The 24,863-nt window shown below is 37.8% G+C and carries 20 protein-coding genes and 1 tRNA gene; 17 read left to right on the forward strand and 4 right to left on the reverse strand.

Annotated elements, in window-relative coordinates; genetic code table 11:
- Positions 1-271 precede the first annotated feature (271 nt).
- A complete protein-coding gene (locus DB41_RS09480) occupies positions 272-3,664 on the reverse strand; it encodes a penicillin-binding transpeptidase domain-containing protein (protein ID WP_052244090.1) in 3,393 nt (1,130 codons plus the stop codon).
- A 127-nt stretch (positions 3,665-3,791) separates the two neighbouring features.
- Here DB41_RS09480 and DB41_RS09485 point away from each other — a divergent pair.
- The 5 genes from DB41_RS09485 (at position 3,792) to DB41_RS13115 (ending at position 6,655) form a co-directional block, all read left to right on the forward strand.
- Positions 3,792-3,862, forward strand: a tRNA-Gly gene (locus DB41_RS09485).
- A gap of 80 nt (positions 3,863-3,942) precedes the next feature.
- A complete protein-coding gene (gene rpsB / locus DB41_RS09490; protein WP_039386639.1) occupies positions 3,943-4,758 on the forward strand; it encodes a 30S ribosomal protein S2 in 816 nt (271 codons plus the stop codon).
- A 3-nt stretch (positions 4,759-4,761) separates the two neighbouring features.
- On the forward strand, positions 4,762-5,616 hold the full coding sequence (gene tsf / locus DB41_RS09495) for a translation elongation factor Ts (RefSeq protein WP_039386642.1): 855 nt from the start codon (positions 4,762-4,764) through the stop codon (positions 5,614-5,616).
- A gap of 117 nt (positions 5,617-5,733) precedes the next feature.
- Positions 5,734-6,537 carry a DMT family transporter gene (locus tag DB41_RS09500; protein ID WP_039386644.1) on the forward strand — a complete coding sequence of 268 codons (804 nt, stop codon included), beginning with the start codon at positions 5,734-5,736 and terminating at the stop codon, positions 6,535-6,537.
- Positions 6,479-6,655 carry a hypothetical protein gene (locus DB41_RS13115; RefSeq protein WP_368730556.1) on the forward strand — a complete coding sequence of 59 codons (177 nt, stop codon included), beginning with the start codon at positions 6,479-6,481 and terminating at the stop codon, positions 6,653-6,655. The genes DB41_RS09500 and DB41_RS13115 overlap by 59 nt, the downstream gene beginning before the upstream one ends.
- A gap of 178 nt (positions 6,656-6,833) precedes the next feature.
- On the opposite strand, the gene DB41_RS09505 is transcribed toward DB41_RS13115, so the two are convergent.
- Together DB41_RS09505 and DB41_RS10965 are read right to left on the reverse strand one after the other, a co-directional pair.
- Complete coding sequence (locus DB41_RS09505; RefSeq protein WP_039386646.1) at positions 6,834-7,577, reverse strand: hypothetical protein; 744 nt, start codon at positions 7,575-7,577, stop codon at positions 6,834-6,836.
- A gap of 63 nt (positions 7,578-7,640) precedes the next feature.
- Positions 7,641-9,083, reverse strand: coding sequence for a trypsin-like peptidase domain-containing protein (locus DB41_RS10965; protein WP_052244091.1), 1,443 nt, complete (start codon positions 9,081-9,083; stop codon positions 7,641-7,643).
- Positions 9,084-10,341: 1,258 nt separating this feature from the next.
- Here DB41_RS10965 and DB41_RS09515 point away from each other — a divergent pair.
- The 5 genes from DB41_RS09515 to secA all read left to right on the forward strand — a co-directional run bounded on the left by DB41_RS09515 (position 10,342) and on the right by secA (position 17,335).
- Complete coding sequence (locus DB41_RS09515; RefSeq protein ID WP_039386648.1) at positions 10,342-11,136, forward strand: TatD family hydrolase; 795 nt, start codon at positions 10,342-10,344, stop codon at positions 11,134-11,136.
- 67 nt (positions 11,137-11,203) lie between these two features.
- Positions 11,204-12,064: a hypothetical protein gene (locus DB41_RS09520; RefSeq protein WP_039386650.1), complete on the forward strand. Its 861-nt coding sequence runs from the start codon at positions 11,204-11,206 to the stop codon at positions 12,062-12,064.
- Between the two features lie 281 nt (positions 12,065-12,345).
- Positions 12,346-12,735: a hypothetical protein gene (locus DB41_RS09530; RefSeq protein ID WP_039386655.1), complete on the forward strand. Its 390-nt coding sequence runs from the start codon at positions 12,346-12,348 to the stop codon at positions 12,733-12,735.
- A gap of 5 nt (positions 12,736-12,740) precedes the next feature.
- Positions 12,741-13,652, forward strand: coding sequence for an archaetidylserine decarboxylase (gene asd, locus DB41_RS09535; RefSeq protein ID WP_039386657.1), 912 nt, complete (start codon positions 12,741-12,743; stop codon positions 13,650-13,652).
- A gap of 587 nt (positions 13,653-14,239) precedes the next feature.
- On the forward strand, positions 14,240-17,335 hold the full coding sequence (secA, locus tag DB41_RS09540) for a preprotein translocase subunit SecA (protein ID WP_039386659.1): 3,096 nt from the start codon (positions 14,240-14,242) through the stop codon (positions 17,333-17,335).
- A 399-nt stretch (positions 17,336-17,734) separates the two neighbouring features.
- Here the strand turns inward: secA and DB41_RS09545 are convergent, their stop codons facing one another.
- Entirely contained in the window at positions 17,735-18,187 is a 453-nt protein-coding gene (locus tag DB41_RS09545; RefSeq protein WP_039386662.1) for a hypothetical protein, read from the reverse strand.
- A 93-nt stretch (positions 18,188-18,280) separates the two neighbouring features.
- Between DB41_RS09545 and DB41_RS09550 the strand changes: the two genes are divergently transcribed.
- From DB41_RS09550 to DB41_RS09575, 7 genes are all read left to right on the forward strand, one after another.
- A complete protein-coding gene (locus DB41_RS09550) occupies positions 18,281-18,976 on the forward strand; it encodes a hypothetical protein (RefSeq protein ID WP_155117660.1) in 696 nt (231 codons plus the stop codon).
- A gap of 131 nt (positions 18,977-19,107) precedes the next feature.
- Complete coding sequence (locus DB41_RS12585; RefSeq protein WP_255350938.1) at positions 19,108-19,230, forward strand: hypothetical protein; 123 nt, start codon at positions 19,108-19,110, stop codon at positions 19,228-19,230.
- A 41-nt stretch (positions 19,231-19,271) separates the two neighbouring features.
- Entirely contained in the window at positions 19,272-19,508 is a 237-nt protein-coding gene (locus tag DB41_RS09555; RefSeq protein ID WP_039386664.1) for a hypothetical protein, read from the forward strand.
- Between the two features lie 835 nt (positions 19,509-20,343).
- Positions 20,344-21,324, forward strand: coding sequence for a lipoyl synthase (gene lipA / locus DB41_RS09565; RefSeq protein WP_039386667.1), 981 nt, complete (start codon positions 20,344-20,346; stop codon positions 21,322-21,324).
- Positions 21,321-22,247 carry a hypothetical protein gene (locus DB41_RS09570; protein ID WP_052244092.1) on the forward strand — a complete coding sequence of 309 codons (927 nt, stop codon included), beginning with the start codon at positions 21,321-21,323 and terminating at the stop codon, positions 22,245-22,247. Before lipA ends, DB41_RS09570 begins: the two co-directional genes overlap by 4 nt.
- A gap of 352 nt (positions 22,248-22,599) precedes the next feature.
- On the forward strand, positions 22,600-23,250 hold the full coding sequence (locus tag DB41_RS10970; protein ID WP_052244093.1) for a leucine-rich repeat domain-containing protein: 651 nt from the start codon (positions 22,600-22,602) through the stop codon (positions 23,248-23,250).
- Between the two features lie 6 nt (positions 23,251-23,256).
- The gene (locus tag DB41_RS09575) at positions 23,257-24,567 is read left to right on the forward strand and encodes a leucine-rich repeat domain-containing protein (protein ID WP_255350939.1); all 1,311 of its coding nucleotides are present in this window, start codon (positions 23,257-23,259) and stop codon (positions 24,565-24,567) included.
- The last annotated feature ends 296 nt before the right edge of the window (positions 24,568-24,863 follow it).

Raw genomic sequence — 24,863 nt, forward strand, 5'->3', positions numbered from 1 at the left:
AAATAGACACTTAAATCTTCTTGAGCTTCCCCTTTTAATTAAGAATAGTTTTTTTTAAGCATCTCGCTCTATAAAGAACCGCTTAAAAGCTTATAAATAAACAATTGGCTGTCTTAAGATGATTTTTTAAAGCAGGCTGCCATATAAGGATTTAAGTGGGCTTATTTGTTTAACCTACTAAGAGGGGAAGAGTATAAGCTTTTAAAGCAAAACTCTTTAAAGCTGAATGAAGTAAAATTTGGTTTAAAGCTTCTGGTAAAACATTTCGCCATTAGCGATGAGTTTCATGACGAGCTTTGATTTCTCGCCATTTTCGCACCATTTGAGCTCCTAAAGGAGCCGATTCTTTTCCCCAGGCGCCATATTTTAGGTAGACTACCACCACCAATTCAGGATTGCCCCAGCGATCCAGATACAGGAGAGCATGCGAATCGCTAGGTATTTTTTGATTAAAAGCAATGCCCCCGAACCAGACATGAGTATAAAGGTTTGTTCCATCGTAAAAGTCTAAGTCAATATTCTCCATGGATTCCGCTGTGCTGGTTTTTCCAACCATTTCGTCTTTGAGCTCAAGATAGTCGGCAATAGCTTCAGGATATTCACGATAAAAGCGGGAAAGGCTAGTCAATCCCTCAGATAATTGTTTTAAAACTACTTTATGCATACCAATAAGCAAAATATTGCGAATAATATCAGGCATAAATAGGTTTCTTTGGACGAGGGTAGGAGCTTTTTTCACGATTTGGGAGTGATCAAGACAGGCAGCTTCAAGGGGTTGTTTACTCTGTGCTTGTGAACGGTACCCGGCTGTTAAAGAAACTATCTTGGGCTTCAAAACATGCCCTTTATTAGCTATAGCAGACAGCATAATGCTAGTCTGCAGGGGGGTAACGACTAAAGTATGTTGGCCATTAGCCATAGAATAAAGGCCGGTACGATTGGTTATAAGATCATTAGGAACTTTTCCTGCAATTTCACCAGGCAAGTCTATACCTGTGCGTGTGCCATAAGAGAAATCTAAAGCTGCTTGAGAAAGGTCAGCCGGAGAGCTTAAATACTCTGCTGCTAGAATAGAAAAATAAGGATTACTAGAGGTTTCAATGGCACGAATCAGATCAATTTTACCAATGTTTTTGGCATGGCTTTTAAGCATACGGCCTCCCTTGTAATATTGAGGAATAGGAGTGCCATCTTGGTGATAACCTACAAAAGTATCCTTACCTTTTTTAAAGATCTGGTCGACCATAATTAAAGGATTGATGCTGCTAGGAGAGAGTTTATCATTGTTCAGATGCTGATAGCGTTGCTTTAATGCTTCATAAGAGGTAATCAACTTAAAAATAGAGCCCTGCGTTGCAGCTTGCCTATAGGCTTGGGAACGCCCATATCCGTATCCCCGTAGAGGATAAAAAGCGCGGGCAAGATCCTTTTCTATTTGCTTTCCATTAGTTTTGTTGAGGTAACGATAATATCCAAGTAAGGGTCTATCTAGATGATGAAAGCTGCGAAAAGTACGCAAGTAATCTTTAGTCATCTCCTCATCTAAGTCTTTCAAAACAAAGGATAAATTAAAAAAGGCATTTTTCCAAGGAAGTGCCGCATGAGCACCTGCTTGCAGTTCGTTATACCAGGTTAAAAAGTGATTAAGATAAGGCCTAATTTCTGCTGATCCATGGTAGGGAAGGCGACCTGTCAAAAAGACTAAAAGTAAGTCCCATTGATGTTCATTCCAAAATAAATTAAACATCTCTTTTTCTTGCTTATCAAAATAGTCTATATAAGGCTTGGGGTATTGATGATGGGCTTTTTCTTCTGCCCGTTTTTCTTTTAAAAAAAGCTTTTCATTTTCTTGGCGCCAAGGTATGAAATGTTGTTCATGGAATAATTCTTTAGCCATTTTTTGCGCTGTTTCTTGTAAAGAAATGTAGGCAGCGGAAGAATTTCTATAATCCTCAAGCGATTGCTGTCCTTTTACAGCAAGGAGCTGGGGAGAAAAGCGATCGTTACAGACGGCAAGGCGGCATAGATCAACAAGTAAGATCTTATCATAATGTAAAAATAAAGCAGAAAAATAGGGAGCTAATATTTTCTTTTGTTGTTCAACGCTGTCGGCGTGTGCTTTTAAATTATTCTCAATTGTCAGCTGTGTTGGAAGAGGAATTTTTTCTTTTCGCATGTGAGTTCCATCTTCACCATACAGTAGCTTTAACAGCGCATAGATGTTACAGGTGCCACTTAATTCAATTAACCTATCAATCGCTTGTTGGATAATCACTGCCTTTTGCACGCTATCTACCTCTTGGATAGCCTGCATGATTGGAGTATCGGCTTTCAGTATAAGTTTTAAATAATTATTCCAATCAACCATTAAGGTATCTTCATAAAATTCTTTAGTTTCCTCCTGATAAAGCTCTCTTTCTAGGGGGCGTTTTTGATCCCACACTTCAGCTATATAATTCTCACTTTCAAACCAGCGAATGATATTGGCTATTTTCTTTTTTGCTGCCTCTGGATTAGCAGCGGGAATAAAATCGTTAGGGTCTGTGCGTGGGTAAGAGGCTAAAGCAAGAACTTCCCCTGATTGGGGATCTAATGCTACTATAGCCCCTCCTTTAATCCATGGTTGCTTGGTAGGCTTGAAAGGATATTTTGATAAACGCGTTTCGCGAATACGTTCATTTTGAATAAGAAGTTGCTCTGCATATTCCTGCAGCTCAGCCGAAATCGTAAGAAGGATGCGCTGTCCTGCTACAGGCTCATGCGAGCCTGATAATTCTCTTAAGAAATTGCCGCGCGAATCAGAATAATAACTTTTCTTGCCATGATAGCCCCTTAGATTATTTTCAAAACTGCCCTCTACTCCGGCCTTCCCTACATAGTCATTAATCGTATAAGCGTGATCGAGAAGATCTTGAAGACGCTGCCGGGCTTGAGTTAAATTATCAACACCTGAGGGAAGAGGTATTTCGTCACCTGCATCACTACCTTGAATATATGCTTCCAACATTTTGATCTCCCGCATGATTTTATCATACTCCTGACGGTTAATCGCCCCCATATATCCAATGATATCCGCAGCTACACGTCCTTTAGGATAGTAGCGCTTAGGTACTTTCTGCACATGAAGGCCTAACCAATCCTTTTCAAGCATTTTTAAGCGATAATATTCTTTTTCGGTAAGATCTTCTTTAATTACGAAAGGTATCTGCCCATAAAATGAGCTTTTAGCATGAATAAGATCCTCCAGCCTTAGAGGATCTAAATGAAGCTCTTCTCCTAGCAGCTGCGACAGCTGCGTAATATACTCTTTACGTTTAAATTTCTTTTTTTTATTTCCTTGAGCATCCTTTTCCCATCTAATCGAAGGAATGTGGCGCAGCTGAGAGTAGATAATAGCAGCCCGATAAGAAATTTTATTCAGAGCTAAGGGATAGTTGAAGCGGTCACGAATAGTAGCTCTTTTAGAGGGTTCAATGACTGTCTTTCGTTGAGGTTTAAGCGCCTCCTCTAATTTGACCTCATATTGGATAACAGCCAGATACCAAATGCGCAGGATAATTACAACCAGGGCGATAAAAATCAGATTAAGGATTTTATTAGCCTTTTCTGGTATATTAAGATTGCTTTTTGCTCTGCGAGAAGAAGAATGTATATGTCGTGCCATGATTTTTATTGTCCGGCTTTGAGAATATACGATTTTGAATTCTAAAGCAAAATAGGATTGCAAAAATTGAATTGATGTTGCAAAAGAATTACCACATCAGGCATAATTTAACTCGCAATCATTAAATGCGCCTGTAGTTCAATGGTAGAACAGTAGCCTTCCAAGCTACGAGTGTCAGTTCGATTCTGATCAGGCGCTCAATTTACAAATTCTAATATCAACCAAGACCGAAATTCTATCTTAAGTAGAATGCCGTCGTCAAAATAAAGGGACAAGGCTTGGCAACACAACAACAAGTTAATGTTACTATTAAAGATCTACTAGAGGCTGGTGCTCATTTTGGTCACCAAACCCGTCGATGGAATCCAAAAATGAAACGTTTCATTTTTGAAGCGCGCAATGGATTATACATCATAGATTTAGCTAAAACACTTCAACAGATAAGGTTGGCTACTGAAGTAGTTAAAGAGGTAGTCGCAAAACATCGTTCTATCTTATTTGTAGGGACAAAAAAACAAGCGAAAGTAGTCGTGCGTGAGCTAGCTGAGCAAGCGGGAGAATTTTATGTTTGCGAAAGGTGGCTAGGTGGTATGCTAACTAATATGTCAACAATCCGCCAATCCATTAAAAAGCTTGAACGTATTGAAAAACGTATTACTTCAGGTGGAGAAGGATTAACAAAGAAAGAGCTTTCTTTATTAAATAAAGACTACACGAAACTCAATAGCAATCTTTCAGGAATAAGAGGGATGCGTAAGCTACCAGGCCTGGTGATCGTAGTAGATCCAAGTAAAGAACATATCGCCGTAGCTGAAGCTAACAAATTAGGTATTCCTGTGATGGGCTTAGTGGATACAAACTGTAATCCTGACCCTATCGAATATGTCATTGCCTGTAACGACGATGCTCTTAAGAGCGTTAAACTTATCATCCAAGCATTAGCTCATGCTATTATAGAAAAGAAAAACGAAATGCAAATTGCATTTGGCAAAGGCGATGTAAAAGAAGATGAGGAAAACGAAGAAGGTGTAAGTGGCAAATATGATGAAAAAGATGAGGCCGATGAAAAAGCTTCTGCAATTTCGGAGGTTTAATTTATGTCAAAGATGCCTATTACTGCTACAATGATTAAAGAACTACGCGAGAGAACTGGCGTAGGGATGGGAAAATGTAAGGAAGCTTTGGAAGAGGCTAATGGAGATATGGAGCTTGCTATTTCAAATCTCCGTAAGGCAGGCATTGCTTCTGCTGTTAAAAAAGAAGGCCGTACCACTAACGAAGGGATGATTGGCTTTTTTGAAAATGACAAGACTGCTGCTATTGTTGAAGTTAACTCAGAGACGGACTTTGTAGCCAAAAATGAACGTTTTAAAGAGTTTTTGGAAAACATTGCTGCAGAGATTGCTAAAACCCATCCTACCTCTTTAGAAGCATTTCTTGCGCAGCCTTATTCTAAAGATACTTCCATATCTATTGACCAATATCGTGCAACAGTCGTTCAAACGATTGGCGAAAATATCCAGATTAAACGCTTGTTTACAGCTGCAAAGTCTCCATCTAAATCGATTGGTATTTATTCTCACCTTGGTGGTAAAGTCGTTACAATGGTTGAGATAGAAGGCTCTGATGCAGAACAATCTTTAGCTAAAGATATCGCTATGCATGTAGCGGCTGCTCATCCAGAATTTCTTTCTCCTGAAAAAGTTCCCGCAGAGCTTATAAATAATGAGAAAGAGATTGCCAAAAGCCAGATCAAAAACAAGCCAGAGAATTTCATTGATAAGATTGTTGAAGGTAAGCTCAATGCCTATTATGAAAGTGTATGCTTAACCAAGCAAAAATTCATTAGGGACGATAGCAAATCGATTGCCCAGATCGTTGAAGAGCGCGCCAAGCAAAGCGGCAAGCCCCTTCAGCTAACTAACTTCTTGCGTTGGACTGTGGGTCAATAGTTAAAGCTTTACTTTCTATAGATTTAAAACGGGAGAAAAAACACTCCCGTTTTTTCATTTGCGGTTATTTCCTTGTTATAGGTATCATGAATATTAACAATTATTCTTTAGTTTAATATGACACCTATTAAGCGATCTCTTTTAATACTAGCTCTCACATTGATGTGGAGCCCTTGTTTTCTCTTGATAAAACTTGCTTTGGTTGATTTTAATCCTGCCACGATTGTTTTTCTGCGAGTCAGCTTAGCTAGTCTAATATTTTGGATAGCTTTACGCTTACAGGGAGGATCTTTACCAAAAAGCTTTACTTTTTGGAAACATTCAGCTTTTATGGCTATATTTTCTTCGGGGCTTCCTTCCTTCTTATTTTGTTATGCTGAAACCTCTATAGAAAGCGCTCTTGCAGCCATACTAAATGGCTGCTCACCCATGTTTACAGCCATTTTGGCTCATTTGTTTTTGCCAAATGATAGAATGTCTATTCATAAGCTCATAGGCATTTTAATAAGCTTTTTTGGAATTTTATTACTATTTTCCCCCAACATTGCTCAAGGCATGGATGGAGATTTTATAGGTATGTCTGCGGCGTTAGTAGGTGCTTTTTGTTATGCTATTAGCCATGTATATGCTAAGAAGTTTATTGCTGGGCAAGCCCGTTTTGTAGCTCCAACGGCCCAATTATTCATGACAGCATTGATGATGTTACCTTTTGTCTTAGGTTCCCTAGAGACAAAATCTAGTTTTACCTTTCCCTCATTAACCAGTATGCTAGCTATTTTAGGGTTGACATTGCTAGGTACATATTTAGCTTTTTTTGATTTATTACTATCTTTTAGAGCATTGCGGTCCTACAGCTCTATCAATGGTTTCTTGTTTTTTTCCTGCGGTAGGTATGTTATTAGGCTATTTATTTCTCGATGAAGCTTTAACTGCAGGCGGCATTTTCTCAGCGGGTTTAATCCTTTTAGGGATGTTGATTGTAAATGAAGTCATTAGCTTTAAATGGCGGCGTCTAAGATTCTTTCAGCAAGAAGCTTAATAAGCTAAGCCCTGAGTTCATCTATTGGATAAGCAGAAAGATTTTTTCTTAAGGTGTGTGTGTCTATTAAGAAGTTCTAGAGATTTTTTTTGTTGCATGCTTTGTTTATTTATAAGGGTTTAAGCTAACGCTCTTGCCCAAGGCCTTTAGACTAAAATTTCTTTCTAGCTCCGCAAAGCTACAAATAGACCACCTTGCAAACATGCGGGTCATCTTGAGATTTCTTAAAATTTACAAGGGCTAATTCAGCATATTTATTGTTAAGTTTATCAAGCATGAGCTCGAGAGCTTCCTGGATGCGAGAGGGATAGTGTGTCTTGTAATATTCTAAATCATCAGCTTCTAGATAATAAGGATTATGATTATAGGCTTTAGAAGTTGAAATTTGAATAGATAAAAGCACATAAAAAGAATCATTTTTGAGATTAAATCCTCTTCCTTCATAACCTTCATCTGATAGAGAGTGACCGTAATACACATTCTTCAACTTTCCTTCAGAATTAAACTCTAATTCAGCTAGGCTACATTCTTGAGTTTTAGCATATTTAAGGGAGTGATCAAAATCAATTGACAAGATAGCTGAGGAAAGGGATTTTTTTAAAATTTTCAAGTTATTGTCGGTCAATTTATTTAATGGGTGATTTTCATAATATTTTTCCCATTGAAGTTTGTTTTTAAAAGAACATAATATTTCCTTAGAAACAAATATAATCGTATTAACGAGAGGCACACAATAGATTAAAGCTGTGAATAAGCAAACGATTTTCTTGCTAGTCGATAGAGGCTTTAGCTGGTCTGGGTAGAAAGCCTTATTACAAAAAGTTATGCTAAAATTTTTATAAGCTTGCTTAAAAGGTTCTTGGAATATTGTTTTAGTCGATAGATGAAAATCTCGTTGATTCCTCAAAAGAGCTATTTGCATGCCTAGATCGTCTCCTTGGTATAAGTGTCCTCAAAAATTTATTATATACCTTTTTTCGTACAATTACATCAATAGGCAATTTGGTCCCTCAATTTTTATTACATCTTTATGGCCGAAGGCATGGGCTAGGTCAAAATAATATTGAGCCAATTTTGAGTCTTTCTCCGTCCCTATTCCACTTTCATAACACTGGAATAAATGGTAAGCTGCATTTTTATAGCCATTCTCGAAAGACTTTTTAAAACATTCAAAAGCTTTCCTTAAATCTCTTCTCGTACCTAGTGCTCTTTCATAGCATATGCCTAAATTGCATAAGGCTTCTTGATGATCCTCTATAGCAGCTTGGCTTAAATACTTAAAAGCTTTTGCTTTAACCGAGCAGATCCATGCTTCATCCTCCTGGTCGGAAATACAAATGCTAAGATAGAAATTTAGGTAATGGGCTCCTATTTCACTTAACTCAGCAGTCTCTAGATTTTTATTCTGCTTTTTTAACTTCAATTTTTTTAAATGAATTCTTACAAAAGACATGCCATGAGTGGTTTGGCATAAATGGGTGCGGTTCGTGGGGTTAGGTCTTAACTGCTTAGCGGGAAGATTCATTTTTGTGCTGGCTTCATAGCCAGATGGTGTAGTCCAGGGTTTATTACTTACATTTCCTGCAAAAAGGATGCTTACCACTTCAAGATTTTCGTCGATTACAGGAGAGCCTGAATTTCCATGAAAAGAGTCTAAGTTTGTTTCGATATGTTGTTCACTACATTCTTTTTTTACGGACGCCCCTAGATGAATTTTCAAGGGTAAACCGCGAGGATGCCCTAACATAAAGATTTTTTTATTTAATAAAGACTTTTTTATAAAATTAACTGCTAAAGGTCGACGCCCGATCACTTTTCTATCTAACTTTATTAGAGCCCAATCAATTAGGTGATCCGGCGCACATGTATAATTAAAAAAAACCACTCTTTTAAAACTGTAAATATCTGATTCGCAAAATTCATAATCCTCAGTCCTCATTTTTTGACTTTTCATCTGAAAGCCAAATACGAATTTAATACGTTCTAATTCGCTTTGCGCTTTTAGACTTGTTCGGACAATAACGCCTCTTGCTTTTTTGGGTTTTAATTTCGTATAGGGATTTGAACGTGTAATACAGTGAGCGACAGTAAGAACATGTTGAGGCGATACTAAGAAGGCTGTACTTAATCCAGGAGTAGGCTCGTGGAGAAAAGAATCGGTATGGCCTAAAGGGATTCCTTTAGCTTTTTTAGAAATACGTTCGCCTAATGTTCTCACCCTCTCCGTATCAAATTTATAAGTAATAAAGCCGTAATTATTGATTCTAATTAACTTATGGTCTGGCATCATGCATGCCACACTGTCGGCTTGCTCCTGAATAGTTTTTTCTAAAGACTCACCTAAATTGAGTTCATTGAGTTTATAAAGATTTTCAATGCAAAAATCTTGAGAGTAAAGTTGTGAATTAACGCTTTGCCCAATAGCCATGTTATTTCCTTTCTACAAAAACTATTAATAAGCTTTATTTTTGACCCCTAATTCTTAGATCCGCGGGTTTTATTTCTCTTCCCTATAGAGCAGGCCCTACATAGAAAGAATAGTCGCGATGATAGCGATTCTAGTATTGAACAATCAAACGACTAAAAAAATAAATAATGAACACTTCCTACCATGCCAAAAAAGTAATTTTGCTAAAAGTTAAAAATCTAATTCTTATTTCTTTAAGGGTATAAATTTTACTTTTAAAAATTTATCTATATAGCTGTTATTTAGGTTAATTTCTTTTTCAAAAAGGCTTTTCTTTTTTTGAAGAAGGTTTGCCTGGCTATCCTGTGTGGGAGAAATTCTGAGATGTTAGAGCCCTCCTTCTTCTCTTTAATTATTAATGCCAGACATCATCCAACCATGGGTAAAATTTTTTATCTTTTAGCTTATTAGCGTTTTTATCTGTTTTATTATTTGCTGGTTTTAGTGCCCTTTAACCAAAATTTAACTTTATATAAAAGAGTTTCGTGCTTAGTGAATTTTTTTTAAGCCTCGTATCAGGGGGGGGCCTTTATATTACTTCTATTCCTTGAGAAAAAAGTGTGTTAGCTTAAAAGTTGAGGGTAAAAATACTAGGCTTATCCCTACGGGCTATAGCAGAAAAAGAAACGGTTAAAGATGATTTTCTACATGTTTGCTAAATAATGAAATCATAACTTTTTTAGCGTTTTAGTTTATGCTTAAACAGGTTTTTTATGAGAAGGAAATATAAGAAGGATGAGAAAATAAGAGCGGATTTTAGGTAAACTCCTTCTTTAGAATTTCCTATACTGGAATAAGATTAATTGACCCAACCGCCTCCAAAGGAAGAAGGTAAATAACTTTTTTATATTAATTACCTGTCTAGACTTGTCTTGGGTAGATTTGCTACCGGATAAAAAGGCATGTTATTTTTATTCTTCTTTATTAAATTTTTTTAGTGTAGAAAAAATTAATATTCAAAGGTTATAGAGAATATTCTAAGGGAAAATATCTGCCTTTCGCTTAAGGAATCCAAATGATAGAAAAGATTTACTAAAATTAAAGGAATTAAGGAGGATAAATAACGATTTTCCCCATTTAAATGATGAGATGCAGGTAAAAAAGCTTTAATTGGCTTTCTTAACGCCTAATGGAAAGGTGATTGTAAATTATTAGAGCTATATTCTATGATGCTTGAGCTAAGAAAGATCAAAGGTGCTTTAAAGAGGATGAAGCAATAATGGCAAATGCACTGCAATGGATTGATTCGCATGCTCATTTAACAGATTCTACTTTTACGGCTGTTGATTCACTTTTACAACGCGCGCAGCATGCAGGAGTGCGCTCGGTTATAAATATTTGCACAAGTATTAGCACCTTAAACGCAGGTTTAGAATTAGCTAAAAATTATCCATGGATTTATAATGCGGCCGCTACACCTCCTCATGATGTAGAAAAAGAAGGCGAAAACGTTTTTGCTGTGATTGCTAGGCATGCACGTAAAGGCCATTTAGTCGCCATAGGTGAGACGGGACTAGACTACCATTATTATGCTTCTTCGTCTGCTATTCAAAAAGATTTCTTGCGGCGTTATTTTCACTTAGCCTTAGAATGTAAGTTGCCCGTAGTGATTCACTGTAGAAATGCTTTTAAAGATTTCTTTGAAATTTTAGATAAAGAATATATGAGTAGTAATGGTAAACATCATCCCGGAGTTTTGCATTGTTTTACGGGCACTATAGAGGAGGCTGAACAGGTCATAGAGCGAGGATGGTACTTATCAATAAGTGGGATATTGACCTTTAAAAATAGCGAAGAGCTGCGCCAGATTGTAAAGAGGATACCTCTAGAAAAGTTGTTGATAGAAACAGATGCGCCTTATTTAGCACCACAGACTCAACGGGGAAAAATAAACGAGCCTGCTTATATAGTAGAAACAGCTCAAACTATTGCTCAGCTAAAAGCTATCTCTTTGAAAGAATTAGCAGACCAAACAGTAAGAAATGCTTGTGAATTATTTAAAATAAAAATTTGATAAAACTTTTAAAAATTGTAAGATTAAGTTAATATCATGCACAATCACACGTTTATATGGTTAATGTATGGCAAATAATATTATGCGCATCTGCAGCTTAGGGGATCACTTTTGGTATCCTGAAATAAATAAACAGATTAATTTGCTTATAAAGCATCCTAGGCACCATATAGAAGTGGATTGTAGAACTCTTTATAAAAAGCATTCAAAAACGCTTAGCGCTCGGATGACTGTAATTGCTTCTAAAATTTTTCATAGTCTGAAATTGTTTTTTCTTTCTCAATACCGACTAGCTTTTGACCGCGCCGTTAAAACTCTTATCTATTCAGAAGAAATAAAAACCAAAGTAGTCAGCAAGCCCTCCATTGCTTCGGAGCCTGAGCCTCTTAAGCCTTTATCAGAAGATGATTCTTTTAAACCTTTAACGGATGTACTGACGGCTGAAAAAATTGCAAAAAGAGAGCAGCTAGCTTTATTCAATAAAAAAAATCAGGCAGCCATAGCTATTCAGAGATTTTATCGCAAAATGAAGTTTATTGATAAAAAAATAGAAGAAGAAAAAGCTTCAAGAATCCATGTTCTAAATGCTTTTTACGCTTTAATTCAATATAGTGTCCATAAAGAGAACCTTAAAAGATTGGATGAAAATCTTAATTCTCAATGGCGTATAGTAAGGTTTTTTAAGAGCGAGAACGATCTTGATCAGCATATACGCCTGACAGCTTTAGAGCAAATGAAGACTTTACGAGAAAAGTTAGTAGAAAACACTAGAATTTCTTCTACTTTAAAAATAAAAATCGACGATGAGAATCTGGCTCCGGAGATCGTTTTAAAAGAAATTAACCGCGAGATCAGTATTCAAGAAACAAATTTGGCAAAAATTGATAAACGTATTATAGAGTTGAGAAGTCAAAAAATAGCTAAGTAGCAATAAAATAAAAATCATTTAAGCATTTGTTTATAAAAAGCCTAGTGGCTGCCTTTTTTCTCTTATGAAAAGACTTTAAGCTTTTTACTAAAGAGGCTGTTGTTTTAAATGGCTTATAAGCCTTACCAGGAAATGCAAAGTGACTGAAAGCACATAGACAGATTAAGCAGGTAAGACAAATAGGTAGAAAGCTTAGATTTTTTTTAAACTCTCTACTTGATAGGCTAACTCGGCTCCTAACAAAAATCTCTTCTCTCCTCATTAGAAAAATTTAGGAAATCATGAACTATATACTTTTTTTAATAGCTATATTAAGTTGTTTAAGTCGTTTAGTTGCTGCTGAACCTCTTTATAATTTGAAGGAAACAGAACCTACCGTAGTAGTAAAAAATGAACTTAAACGTTTAGATCAACTAATCTTTGTCACTGAAATGAATTTAGAGCAGCAAAAAGCTTTGCGGGAACTTTTTCTTTATTACCAGGATCGACAATCTTCCTATTTACAAAGCCCTCAGGATAAAGAATCTACTTTACATATGGTAAGAGCTGCTTATCAATTGTTAGAAGCTATAAAAGCCAACCATCTGCTACAGACTTTTGATACAGAGTTTATTAGTCAATTGACTTTCTTTTCACAATTTGCGACTAAACAGGGAATCCCCAACCCTTAAAAGCCATGGATATTATTTACTATCTTGATCGAAAAAATGGCAAGCGTGAAATAGAAAAAGTATATGGGGCCAGAGCCCTTAAGCTTTTATATGGCCACGATTGGATTAGCAAACTAGTAGGGCCTGTGCTTTTACATAGTTTAGTAAAATATTCTTTTTTCTCAGCCTGGTATGGTAAATGGCAAGCTTCGGTTAAGTCTAAGAATAAAATAGAGCCTTTCATTCGTGAATTTGGCTTAGACCCACTCGAATTTTTAGAAGAAGTTTCTTATTTTAAGTCTTTTAATGATTTCTTTATTCGCAAGCTTAAACCTACAGCTCGCCCTCTTGCTTCGGGAGAGGAGGTAGCTATTATTCCTGCTGATGGACGTTACTTATTCTACTCCGATCTATCCCAAGTGGATGGCTTTATCGTCAAGGGAGAAAAATTTGATTTAACAAGTTTATTAGACGATGCTGATTTAGCCGCGCACTATGCTAAGGGAGCTATGGCCATCGCTCGGCTTTGTCCTACCGATTATCATCGTTACCATTTTCCCTGTGATTGCGTGGCCGGCAAAACAAAAATCATTAATGGTTGGCTTTACTCTGTCAATCCTGCGGCCTTAAAAAAAGATATTCATATTTTTACTAAGAACAAGAGAACTCTTTGTAAATTAGCTACATCCTCCTTTGGTTGTATCTTGTTTTTAGAAATCGGAGCGACTAATGTAGGTAGTATTCACGAAACCTATCAGCCTGATGTGCTGCAAAAAAAAGGAGATGAAAAAGGCTATTTTTCATTTGGCGGTTCTTCCTTAATCTTATTATTTGAGCCTGGTAAGATTCAATTTGATCAAGATTTGCTAGCTGCTAGCCGGCAAGGTTTAGAAATTAAATGTTTAATGGGCCAGAGTATGGGAAAAGCACTTAGCTAATATGATCAAATCTCAGATGGCTCTCAGCCCTCAATTTTTAATGAATTTTTTAAAAGCTTATAGAGCTTATACGCTTTTGAAGCACTTCTTATGCAGCTCCGTACTTTATAAAAGTCCTTTCCTTAAGGAGAGAGATAGCTTGCAGAGGGTTAAATATATAGACTAAGTTTTTTTTAAGCGTATTATCCTTTCCTTCGCTTTAGATAACCCTTCTTCCTTACCTAATTGTATGTCTAATTCTTAATCCAAAGTCTCCCAAAGCAACAAACTTCCCCTAGATTCTGTTGCATGCATGAAAGGGGGGCTGAATGTTTATCTAAATAATCTATTTTTTCTTTTAAAGAATACCCTTAAAAAGGGAACACTTAAGCCTGCATTTTAAAAAGAAAGAGTTTCCCTTTAACGATTTTCTAACTTCTTAAAGGCTTGGTTTTTTCAATGGATGATCGCGTAAGAAGCTTCCCAAAAGCGCATAAGCAAAGAAAAAGCTTTTGAGGCTTATTTCTAGAGTTTATGCACGTTGCTTGTATTAAAAGCAATTTTTAAGTATTCTTATCTTCTTAAATGCCTAAAAAAGTTGAGATATCATGTTTGGATTTTTAAAAAAAATTTTTGGTTCGGCTCAGGATCGTCTAAGACGAAAATATTTTAAAATAGCACAAGAAGTTAATGAGTATGATGCTAAGTTTCAAAATTTAAGTGATGAGGCACTGCGGGCAAAAACGCAAGAGTTTCAGGAACGATACAAAAAAGGTGAAACATTAGAGCTTTTACTTCCGGAAGCCTATGCCGTGGTAAAAAACGCTTGTAGGCGCTTAGCAGGCACAGAAATTCACGTTTCAGGTTATCATCAGAAATGGGATATGGTCCCTTATGATGTACAGATAGTAGGGGCTATTGCTTTACATCATGGCTCAATTGCCGAAATGCAAACTGGCGAAGGTAAAACTCTAACGGCAGTAATGCCTCTTTATCTAAATGCTCTTACTAAAAAACCTGTTCATTTGGTTACTGTTAACGATTATCTAGCTCAGCGTGACTGTGAATGGGTAGGAACTGTTTTTCGTTGGTTGGGATTGACTACAGGTGCTTTAACAAATGATACGCCAATGGAGGAACGTAAAAAAGTTTATCTTAGCGATATTGTTTATGGAACTGCCTCTGAATTTGGCTTCGACTATTTACGCGATAATTCCATGGCTTCTAGTAAAGAAGAGCAAGTTCAACGTGGCTATTACTATGCTATTATTGATGAAGTGGACTCCATCTTAATCGATGAAGCTAGAACTCCCTTGATTATCTCAGGGCCGGTACCTGTTAGCCGACAAATGTATGATGAGCTTAAACAAAGCGTAGCAGATATGGTACGCTTCCAACGCGACTTATGTAATCGTCTTGCTTCTGAAGCTAAAAAAACTTTAGATGTTTTAAAGCCTAATGAAGGTTTTTCTGCAAAAGCAAAGCGCGATAAAAAGGAAGAAGAGCAAGAAAAAGAGGCTTATCGTAAGCTGTGGTTAGTAGGTAAGGGCACGCCTAACAATAAAATCTTAAAACGTTTGAAAGAGGATCCAGATGTTCGAGCGGCTATTGATAAATGGGATTTATACTATTATTCAGATCCTAATAAAGAAGAAAAGCATACAGCTTTAGCAGAGCTTTATATTCTCATTGATGAAAAAAGCAATGAATATGAATTAACGGACAAAGGGATTAATCTCTGGAAAGAGGTCGTAGGCAGTGATCATGGCGATGACTTTATCATGCTAGATATTAGCCATGAATACTTACAAATCGATGAAGATACCTCTTTAGATGAAACGGCCCGAGTGCAAAAAAAGTTAGAAGTGCAAGAAGAGGATGCTAAGCGGAAAGAACGAGCGCATAATCTTCGCCAGTTATTGCGTGCGCATCTACTGATGGAAAAAGATGTCGATTACATTGTCCAGGATGATAAAATTATTATCATTGATGAAAATACCGGACGCCCTCAGCCTGGTAGGCGTTTTTCTGATGGCTTGCATCAAGCTATAGAAGCAAAAGAAGCCGTTTCCATCCAAAAGGAGACGCAAACGTATGCGACTATTACTTTACAAAACTTTTTCCGTATGTATGAAAAGATAGCAGGGATGAGCGGGACTGCCGTAACAGAAGCTAATGAATTTAAGCAAATTTATAAATTAGACGTCCTGGAAATACCTACTCATAAACCTTGCTTGCGCAAAGATTTCAATGATGAAATTTATATGACTGAACGTGAGAAATACAGCGCAATTTTAAAAGACGTTCGTGAGGTGCATGAAGCAGGCCGTCCTCTTTTAATTGGAACAGAATCGGTAGAGGTTTCAGAAAAACTTTCCCGTATTTTTAAACAAAACAAATTAGAGCACACAGTTTTAAATGCTAAGAATCACGCCAGAGAAGCGGAAATTATAGCGAGTGCGGGTAGACGTGGAGCTATTACTATTGCCACTAATATGGCAGGCCGAGGAACAGATATTAAACTTGAAGCGGGTGTCGCTGGGATAGGGGGCCTTTATGTCATGGGGACCACTCGTCATCAATCACGTCGTATTGATCGCCAATTGCGGGGCCGATGTGCTCGTTTAGGAGATCCTGGTTCATCTAAATTCTATGTTTCTTTTGAAGACTCTTTACTGCGCTTATTTGCTTCTCCTCGCTTGACAGCTGTGTTACAGAAATTTCGTCCTCCTGAAGGGGAGCCGATTTCTGCTTCCATGCTTAATAAATCTATCGAAACTGCTCAAAAACGTATCGAGCAACGTAACTATACAATTCGTAAGCATACACTAGAGTATGATGATGTGATGAATAAGCAAAGAAAAGAAATTTACTCTTTCCGCAATGATATTTTACATGCGCTAGATATTAAGCCCCTTGCTATTGAAGTTTTAGAGTCTGTTTGCCAAGCAGCCGCGGAGAAGTATTTTAAAAATCGCGGAGAGGAGAACGGATGGAATCCAGAGGGTTATCGTCATTGGCTAATTAGCCACTTTCCTGTAAGCTTTCCTGAAGGGCACTTCGATGATGAACATGCGGATATGATAGATCTTGAGAAAAAAGCGATTGATCAAATCGTAAAAGCCTTTAATGAAAAATATGAACGTGAAGATCTAAAAGCTCCTGCCCAAGCTGGCCAAGGGGAAAAGCTAGTGCCTGCTTCCAGACCTGTTAACGAAGCTATTCGTAATCTAATGATTCGTAAGCTAGATCAGCGTTGGCAAGAACATCTATTAGCTATGGATCATTTGCGCTCGGATGTTAACTTGCGTACGTTTGGTCAGCGCGATCCTTTGATGGAGTTTAAGCAAGAAGCTTTTATTCTTTTTGATGAATTAGGTAATTTATTAAGAGGCGAGATTGCCCAAGGACTCTTTCGTTTTGAAATCTTAACGCAGGATCATCCTGCTATCCAACAATTATTAAGCCAGATGCGCCTTGAGACCCAACGCTCGTTGGTCGCCGACTTAGATGGGGACTCTCTATCTGCTCTTTCCACGAATAATAATGAAGAAGCAAGGGAAAGCAATGCTCCTGCTGTTCGTTTACAACCCTTGGTTGTCGAGCCTAAGGCAGGACGCAATGAAAGCTGTCCCTGTGGCAGTGGTAAAAAATATAAAAAATGCTGTGGCCTTCAACAAGAAGTGGGAGAGCAAGTTTCTTAAAAGCATGGATTAGGAGCTCTTCTCATCAAAAGGGCTCCTTTTTTTCCTTGTATCTTTTAAGGTTTCTGATTAAGCAAAAAAAATCTTAGGCAAATCTTTTAGAGTTTATGAGACCAAACAGCAGGCAGTCACTCTCATTCTCACCTGGATTATCTTTAGTTTATTTTATCATTTTAAGAAAGAAGGGGAATTGCTTAATCTTTTAAAGATCTTATTTCTCATCCTAGGTGCTTTGTTGAGGAAAAGCAGTTTAAAGGCTCTCATTTTCTGGACAGAAGAACGCTTAAAGTTAAGGAAAAGAAAGGTGAATAAAGAAAACCTTATAAGGTAACTCAAAGGTTTCTTGTGTAACTAATCAACACTCTTACCCCTTAAATCTCTTAAGGGTAGCTCTACCTGCTAATCCAAAGAGCGCATCGCTCGCCAGCTTAAAAAGATTAAAAGCCCAGCAGTACCTAGATATAAAAACCAATAATTAGCATTCCATTGCAGAGTTAGGATACCTTCTTGAGAAAAACTGAATAAAATGATCCCAAAAATAAGAAAAACAGAGCCTGTGAGCAATAAAACAAAAGGTAGCAAAAAGCTTGTTGGATAATTAGCAGAAGAAGTGGCTGCCTCTGAGTCTTCTTCTTCCTCAGAAGATTCTTCGTCTACTTTATTGATATCATAAGTTGCAGAGGAATCTTGACGATAAGAAGGAAAAGGAGCAATATGGGTCAAGCTTTTATCATGTTGGGTAAGAAGAGAAGAAGAGCTTAGATACACACCACAATAAGGGCAGTTCTCATCAGAAAATGCGACACGACCTTCGCAATTCCAGCATAACTTCTTTTTGGGTAGGGCGCTCATAACTGGCTCTGTGTTAAAAGGGTTAAAAACAATTTCATGGCCTTATTTATAATTTCTTGCAAGAAATAAATCAACTGATGTTAAGGAGTTTACTTGTCTAACTACTTTGCCAGAAGCTACTTTTTCTATCTACCATTGTGTGTAATGATTGGATTATTTTATGGCTGTGCTGCTTACAAGTATCCTACAGAGTGTTATTATGTTGAGCCTCCACTCCTTTTAGAACAGGAAGAAAGGCTTTTATATGATATTTATCATTTTCAAGCTTCTTCTCATTGGCTTTATTACCTAATTCCTCGACACCGAAGCCAAATCTATTGGTATGATGTAGGCCATTGGTGCACATGGGCTCTTTTTGGAAATGATGATCATGGACTTTTTGCTGAAGCCCAACTGCCCTTGTTTAAACCTTGCAGGCCTACTAGCTTTCTTAAGGCTTTTACATGGATGGTGCGCAATCCTTTACATAACTTCTGTCATTACGTGATAGGGAATGCTGGATGTGTAAATGACGAATTTACCTTTCTAAAAATCAATAAAAAACATTTTTCTTGCTTGCATTATGAGCCAGTAGCGCGCACAGTTTTTGCTGGTCGTTATACATCTTTTTACTTAGGGTTACATGGAGGAAAGCCATTCATCTCTTTACGTTTATCCTACGGGCCTAAATGGAAAAGTGATTTTTATATTGGATGGCGTGAGAGGGGAAATTTTGGAATAAAATTTTTGCCCTTAACTAAAAACTCTTTAGTCGTCTGGGAGAACCTTCCTTATGAAGATGCAGAATAAGGGTCTCACCCTTAATAAAGCTCTTCTATTCTAGCCTTTCTATACCTATAGCTTAAGCTTAACGTTCATTCTTTACCCCTCACCTGTGGGGTGTAGTAATCGGAACAGTTGATAAAGCAAGAGAAAAGAAGATGGAAAATAGTCCAAATCATCCTGACGGGGTAGCTATAGAGGAAGGATCAGCATGTGATCCGGCTGCTATTCACACGACGCAAGGGGGCAAATCTATAGCGCTGATAAATGCAAAGAAATAAGAAGGTGCCTACTTAAAGATGGATTCTTTCTAAAGCTTTAAATGGCTTGCTCGGAAATTTACATTTACACTCAAGAGGCTGAAGAGTTCGGTATCAAGGTTGAGAAGTTAAGTTTTGATCATGCGCGCATGGTAAAAAGAGGGGATCTTGGCAAGATGATGAAAAATCTAGAAGGATTAATAGCTTCCCAACTTATTAAACTTATAGGGGGATTTGGAAAATTCATTTCTCTAAAAAACCCCAAGCAATGCGAGAAGACAAATGAGTGCTTAGCTTGAGAAAAAAATTATTGCCACTTAAGAAATGTTGCACTGTCTTTTGCCGCTAGAAAGTAAGGATGTTTTTGCGGCACTTACTAAAGCTTTTTGGAAAGCTAACATTATAATAGACACAAAGGAATAAAGGTAGAAGGGATTGACAAAATCTCAGAAGGTATTAAAGTGCAGCGGGCGGAAGGAAAGAGTGATACAGCGAAGATGTTATGGGTAGTTTTAGGCCACTTTATGAATGCCTCTAAGGTTTGTTTAGAAAAAGGTGAAGTAATTTTAATGAAAAAGATTTGATTTCTGTAAATGTTAGTATGGAAACAAATGGTCACGGCATTTATGCTGGGGGTGAAATCGCTTCTAACTGATGTTTACCTCATGGGGCTACACAGCAAGGTTGCGTAGCTGGTCGCCATGCGGCTGGAAAAGAAGTCTATAAGTTTTATGAGGAAATCCCTTATGGGGTTTTTGCATGCCCGGACATTGCTCCAGCTGGAGTGTCCTTACAGGGGGCTTTAGAAAGGGCATCAAGCAGTGGTAGAAGCTTTTCCCTTGCATGCTTTAGACAAGTTTTAGGCTACGTATCAAAGGGAAGGATTTACACAAATAATAAAAGATAAATTTCCAGGGAAAATTTTAGGGGCTCCAAGCTGTGGGCACAAAGCTTTTATTTTAATAGTGCAAATGAGCTGGACGATGGCGAATAACTTGACTATCGAGCCAATTAGAAAGATCATTTATGCCTATTTAACGTGGGGACAGAGGCTTGGCTAGAAGCTACCTTTATAGCGGCTGATGCACCTTTACATTTTCCTTCTAAAATATAAAAAAAGCAGGCTTAATTCTTATGAATCCTTTAGAATTGTTTGATAATACGCCTAGGATAAAAAAGAAAAAGTTAAACATTCTTCCTATTAATCCTGACGTGGCCCACCAGGATAAAGCTGTTGGCCTTGGACGTTTCCCTTCTTGGTTACATCGTAAGCTCCCCGCCGGAAGCAACGTATGGAAAACAGGAAATATCTTTAACCAAAATCGCTTGCACACAGTTTGCGAGGAAGCCAAATGCCCTAATCTAATGGAATGCTGGTCTAAAAAGACAGCGACCTTCTTGGTGATGGGTAAAGAGTGCACTAGAGCTTGCGGTTTTTGCGATATTGATTTCTCAAAAGCTCCTCAAGCATTAGAAGCTGATGAGCCCCAGCGTGTAGCTGAATCGGTATTAGCGCTGGGCTTAAAGCATGTGGTGATTACTATGGTGGCTAGGGATGATTTGCTTGATGGAGGTGCCGAGCATTTATCTAAGGTGATCGAGGAAATTAGGCGACAAGCTGGTGAGGTTACCATTGAGGTCTTAACCTCTGATTTTGCCGGTAAACATGCCTCCTTAGATGTTATCCTAAAAGCCTGCCCTGAAATTTTTAATCACAACTTAGAAACGGTGCGAGCCTTAACACCTCGCGTACGCCATCGAGCAACTTATGATAACACGTTGAAGGTGTTAAGCTATGTAAGGAAACAAGGAGCGCAAGGCCTACTTCTTAAGTCAGGAATAATGGTAGGCTTAGGGGAAAGTGAAGCGGAAGTTTTTGAAACGCTTAAAGATTTAAAAACCGTAGGTTGTGATATTATTACCCTGGGGCAATATCTACAACCCCAAAAAAACAAGTTGTTAGTTAAAGAATTTATTACTCCTCAACAATTTAAAAAATATGAAGAATATGGATATTCCTTGGGAATCAAAAATATGTATTGCGGACCTTTTATTCGCTCTAGCTATAATGCTGAAGCGGTTTGGAAGCAGACGTGTAAAGGAGAAAAACAATGAGAGATGAAGAGGCAGCTATCGAAGGTTTACCTTTGGCTAATGCATTAGATCATGCGATTCTTATACACCGAGAGGTGCATTTCGGAGGAAAGTTTGATGTCATGCTGGATTATTATCTTAATGAAGGAAAAGGGGTAAACCCTGAGTTCGAATTAGAAAGAATTCATACGTTAGCCAAAATAGAGAAAAAAATGAAAACAGATTTGGCTCCTTTAATGCTTGCAGGGGCCGAGGCAGAAAAAATTGCAGAAGCCAAGACAGCTTACAAAAAACTTAGAAGCTTATATGAAAAGCCTAAGCCAGCCATGAAAAACATGCTTTTAGTGGCTGATTTAATTTTATCTGAAGATTTAGAGGCTGCTCAAGAAATTGAAGCGATTGTCCAGGAGAAAGGAGCTATTGTACCTGCTTTAATAGAATTGCTTAAAGCAGAGGAATTTTACGATCCGCTTTTCCCAGGGTATGGTTTAGCGCCTTCGTTAGCTGCCAAATGCTTAGGAATGATAGGCGATAAACGTGCTATTATTGCCTTATTCGAATCCTTAAGCCAAGGAGATTTTTTTGAAGAAGATATTGTGTTGGCAGCTTTACGTGCCATAGGAAAACCAGCTAAAGAGTTCTTGTTAAAAGTTGTGCATGGTCGTCCTATTAACGAGGACAATGAAAGAGCAGCTATTGCTTTGATTGCTTTTAAAGAAGAGGAAGATGTGTCCAAAGCATGTTTAGAAATGTTAAGGGATTCTCAAGTTCGTAAGGATATTCCTTTGGCAACCTATTTGATTTTAGCTTGTGAAGGCTTAAAAAGCTTAGAGGACCGTACAGCTTTTCAACTTCTTGCGCAAGAAAGTGGAATGCCAAAGATGCTCATGCAAGATATTCATGCCGTTGCTAGCCTATGGGACACAAGTCCCAGCAGACCTTAACGAAAGATGAGTAAATTTATCTTTTCTTTCACAAGCTAGGGTTTATATACTAATACTTAGGATTGTATAATGAAGAAAATAAGCATTTAAAATGCTTTCTTGTAAGTTTTAAAGGAGCGGAAAGAATATTTAGCTTCCTACCTATAGATGGATCTAAAGGCACGTTGTTCCCTGCTAAAGCAAGAAGAATGCTAGGTGCGTTTCATGTATGTTTTTCTAGTATTGTGAGTTTAAAGTAGAGTGTAAAGAGCTGTTTTTTGATATTTTCTTGTATGCCTTGTTTCTTTTTTTATTTACCTATGGTTTAAAAACGCTTGATAATAGACATCAGCTTTAATAAGGAAGCCGTATAATGAATCCTAGCTCTTCTATCACTATCGAGCATTTACCTAATGAAATACTAGCCCCTATCTTAAAGGTTTGTGCTAGCCCCTCGTTATTTAGCGTTTGCACAAGATGGCGACATCTGTTGAGCACAGAGGTAATGCCCTCTCTTTATAAGCAAATAGGTAAAATGCACTTTCCTCAAGGAGATATTAGCAAGCAGGCTTTTATTTTAGATAAAATTTATAAGCTAGAGGATAGGCTTTCTGAAGGAGAAAAAGCCAAGGCAATCTTCAAGCAAACCTTTACTCTAGCTAGATCTCTTGCTCCTGCGGAGCTAGAATTTAAATGGAAAACCGAAGAAAAAAGGTATTTTACGCTGGATAATTATTCCTCTTATCTTATAAATATTAATTGCCTGTTAATGTGGGAAAAACTTCCTGGTGGGAAAGAATACTTAAGTCAAGAAAAAATTAAGTATTTACCTTTAGAAAAGCAAGAAGAGCTTTTTAAAGATTGGATTGAAAATCACGGTAAAAATATTGGGAATTTATCATTAGTGGACGTTGGCTTAACCTTTTTACCACCTGAGATAGGTTGCCTTTCTCAACTGCAAGAGCTTAGCTTAACTAACAACCGGCTTACCACGCTTCCTGCAGAGATAAGGCAGCTTACCTAGATACAAATACTTTACTTAAGCGGCAATCAGCTCACCGCCCTTCCTGCAGAAGCAGGGCAGCTCTCTAAGTTAGAAAGGCTTTTTTTAAGCGCAAATCAGCTCACGGCTCTTCCTGCTAAGATAGGCCAGGCCTCCCAGTTGAAATGGCTTTACTTAGATGACAATCGGTTTACTACTTTTCCTATAGAGATTAGACATCTCTCTCAAATGCAAAAGCTTGATTTATCCTATAATCAGCTTACCACTCTTCCTGCAGAAATAGGACAGTTGTCTCAGCTGAAAGAGCTGTACTTAAACGACAACCATCTCACCGCCCTTCCCACAGAGATTGGGCAATTCTCCCAGCTAAAAGCTCTTAACTTAAGCGATAACCAGCTTACCTCTGTTCCTGCAGGAATAGGGCAGTTATCACAGCTGCAAAGCCTTTGCTTAGACCACAACCATCTCACCTCCCTTCCTGCAGAGCTAGGTCAGCTGTCTCAGTTGCGAGATCTTAACTTAGGCAATAACCAGCTTGCTTTTCTTCTCATAGAGATAGGACAGCTCTTGCAATTGCGATGGCTTTATTTAAACAACAACCAGCTTACCTCTGTTCCTGCAGAAATAAGGCAGCTCTCGCAATTGCGACGGCTTTATTTAAAAAACAACCATCTCACCTCCCTTCCTACTGAGATATGGCTGCTCTCTCAATTGGAATGGCTCGGCTTAGAGAATAACCAGCTTACGTTCGTTCCTGACGAGATTAAGCAGCTATCGCAGCTGCAAAGTCTTCGCTTAGGCGACAACCATCTTGTCACTCTTCCTGCAGGAACATGGCAGTTATCTAAGCTGCAACAACTTCATCTAAATAACAACCAGCTCACCTCCCTTCCTGCAGAGATAGGGCAGCTCTCGCAACTGCACTACCTTAATCTAAAAAACAATCAGCTTACCACTGTTCCTGCTGAGATATGGCTGCTCTCTCGATTGAAATGGCTCGACTTAGAGAATAACCAGCTTACGTTTATTCCTGCCGAGATCGAGCAGCTATCGCAGCTGCAAATCCTTCACTTAGGTGACAACCACCTTGCCACCCTTCCTGTAGAGATAGGGCAGCTATCTCAGCTGGAAAAACTTCATTTAAACAATAACTATCTTACCGTCCTTCCAGCAGAGATGGGGCAGCTCTCGCGACTGCAAGAGCTTGATTTATGCGATAACCAGCTTGCTTCCCTTCCTGCAGCGATAGAGCAGCTACCTAAACGTTTAAATTTGAGGTTAGACGGAAATCCGCTGAAAAATATTCCTAATGAATTAAAAAAGCGCTTTAGACTGTAGTTGAAAAGGTACCTATCTTCATCATTTATAACATTAAAATGGCAAATTGGCAGGCTCAGAAGCTTTAAAGATATAAAGCTTTTGGTTTAATAGAAAGGCATAGAATCTAAAGCTCTGTTTTTCTGCTAAAATTAAGGCAAAATTTTCTAACACTCGATGATATACTTTTTTCTTGTTGACTAATTTTTAATAAAATATTGTTATACCTTATCAACTCATTAAAAATAATTTTTCGTCTATGTTTTCCCAACCACTTCCCTTTATTAAAGAATATCTAAATCAACTTGAAGTTGCTC

Source organism: Neochlamydia sp. TUME1 (assembly GCF_000813645.1).
GTDB lineage: Bacteria > Chlamydiota > Chlamydiia > Chlamydiales > Parachlamydiaceae > Neochlamydia.

What these genes read in the sequence shown, in the direction of transcription:
- DB41_RS09480 (WP_052244090.1), bottom strand. Translation starts at nt 3,664, where the DNA reads ATGGCACGACATATACATTCTTCTTCTCGCAGAGCAAAAAGCAATCTT.
- tsf (WP_039386642.1), top strand. Translation starts at nt 4,762, where the DNA reads ATGTCAAAGATGCCTATTACTGCTACAATGATTAAAGAACTACGCGAG.
- DB41_RS09500 (WP_039386644.1), top strand. Translation starts at nt 5,734, where the DNA reads ATGACACCTATTAAGCGATCTCTTTTAATACTAGCTCTCACATTGATG.
- DB41_RS13115 (WP_368730556.1), top strand. Translation starts at nt 6,479, where the DNA reads ATGGTTTCTTGTTTTTTTCCTGCGGTAGGTATGTTATTAGGCTATTTA.
- DB41_RS09505 (WP_039386646.1), bottom strand. Translation starts at nt 7,577, where the DNA reads ATGCAAATAGCTCTTTTGAGGAATCAACGAGATTTTCATCTATCGACT.
- DB41_RS10965 (WP_052244091.1), bottom strand. Translation starts at nt 9,083, where the DNA reads ATGGCTATTGGGCAAAGCGTTAATTCACAACTTTACTCTCAAGATTTT.
- DB41_RS09515 (WP_039386648.1), top strand. Translation starts at nt 10,342, where the DNA reads ATGGCAAATGCACTGCAATGGATTGATTCGCATGCTCATTTAACAGAT.
- DB41_RS09520 (WP_039386650.1), top strand. Translation starts at nt 11,204, where the DNA reads ATGGCAAATAATATTATGCGCATCTGCAGCTTAGGGGATCACTTTTGG.
- DB41_RS09530 (WP_039386655.1), top strand. Translation starts at nt 12,346, where the DNA reads ATGAACTATATACTTTTTTTAATAGCTATATTAAGTTGTTTAAGTCGT.
- asd (WP_039386657.1), top strand. Translation starts at nt 12,741, where the DNA reads ATGGATATTATTTACTATCTTGATCGAAAAAATGGCAAGCGTGAAATA.
- secA (WP_039386659.1), top strand. Translation starts at nt 14,240, where the DNA reads ATGTTTGGATTTTTAAAAAAAATTTTTGGTTCGGCTCAGGATCGTCTA.
- DB41_RS09545 (WP_039386662.1), bottom strand. Translation starts at nt 18,187, where the DNA reads ATGAGCGCCCTACCCAAAAAGAAGTTATGCTGGAATTGCGAAGGTCGT.
- DB41_RS12585 (WP_255350938.1), top strand. Translation starts at nt 19,108, where the DNA reads ATGGAAAATAGTCCAAATCATCCTGACGGGGTAGCTATAGAGGAAGGA.
- DB41_RS09555 (WP_039386664.1), top strand. Translation starts at nt 19,272, where the DNA reads ATGGCTTGCTCGGAAATTTACATTTACACTCAAGAGGCTGAAGAGTTC.
- lipA (WP_039386667.1), top strand. Translation starts at nt 20,344, where the DNA reads ATGAATCCTTTAGAATTGTTTGATAATACGCCTAGGATAAAAAAGAAA.
- DB41_RS09570 (WP_052244092.1), top strand. Translation starts at nt 21,321, where the DNA reads ATGAGAGATGAAGAGGCAGCTATCGAAGGTTTACCTTTGGCTAATGCA.
- DB41_RS10970 (WP_052244093.1), top strand. Translation starts at nt 22,600, where the DNA reads ATGAATCCTAGCTCTTCTATCACTATCGAGCATTTACCTAATGAAATA.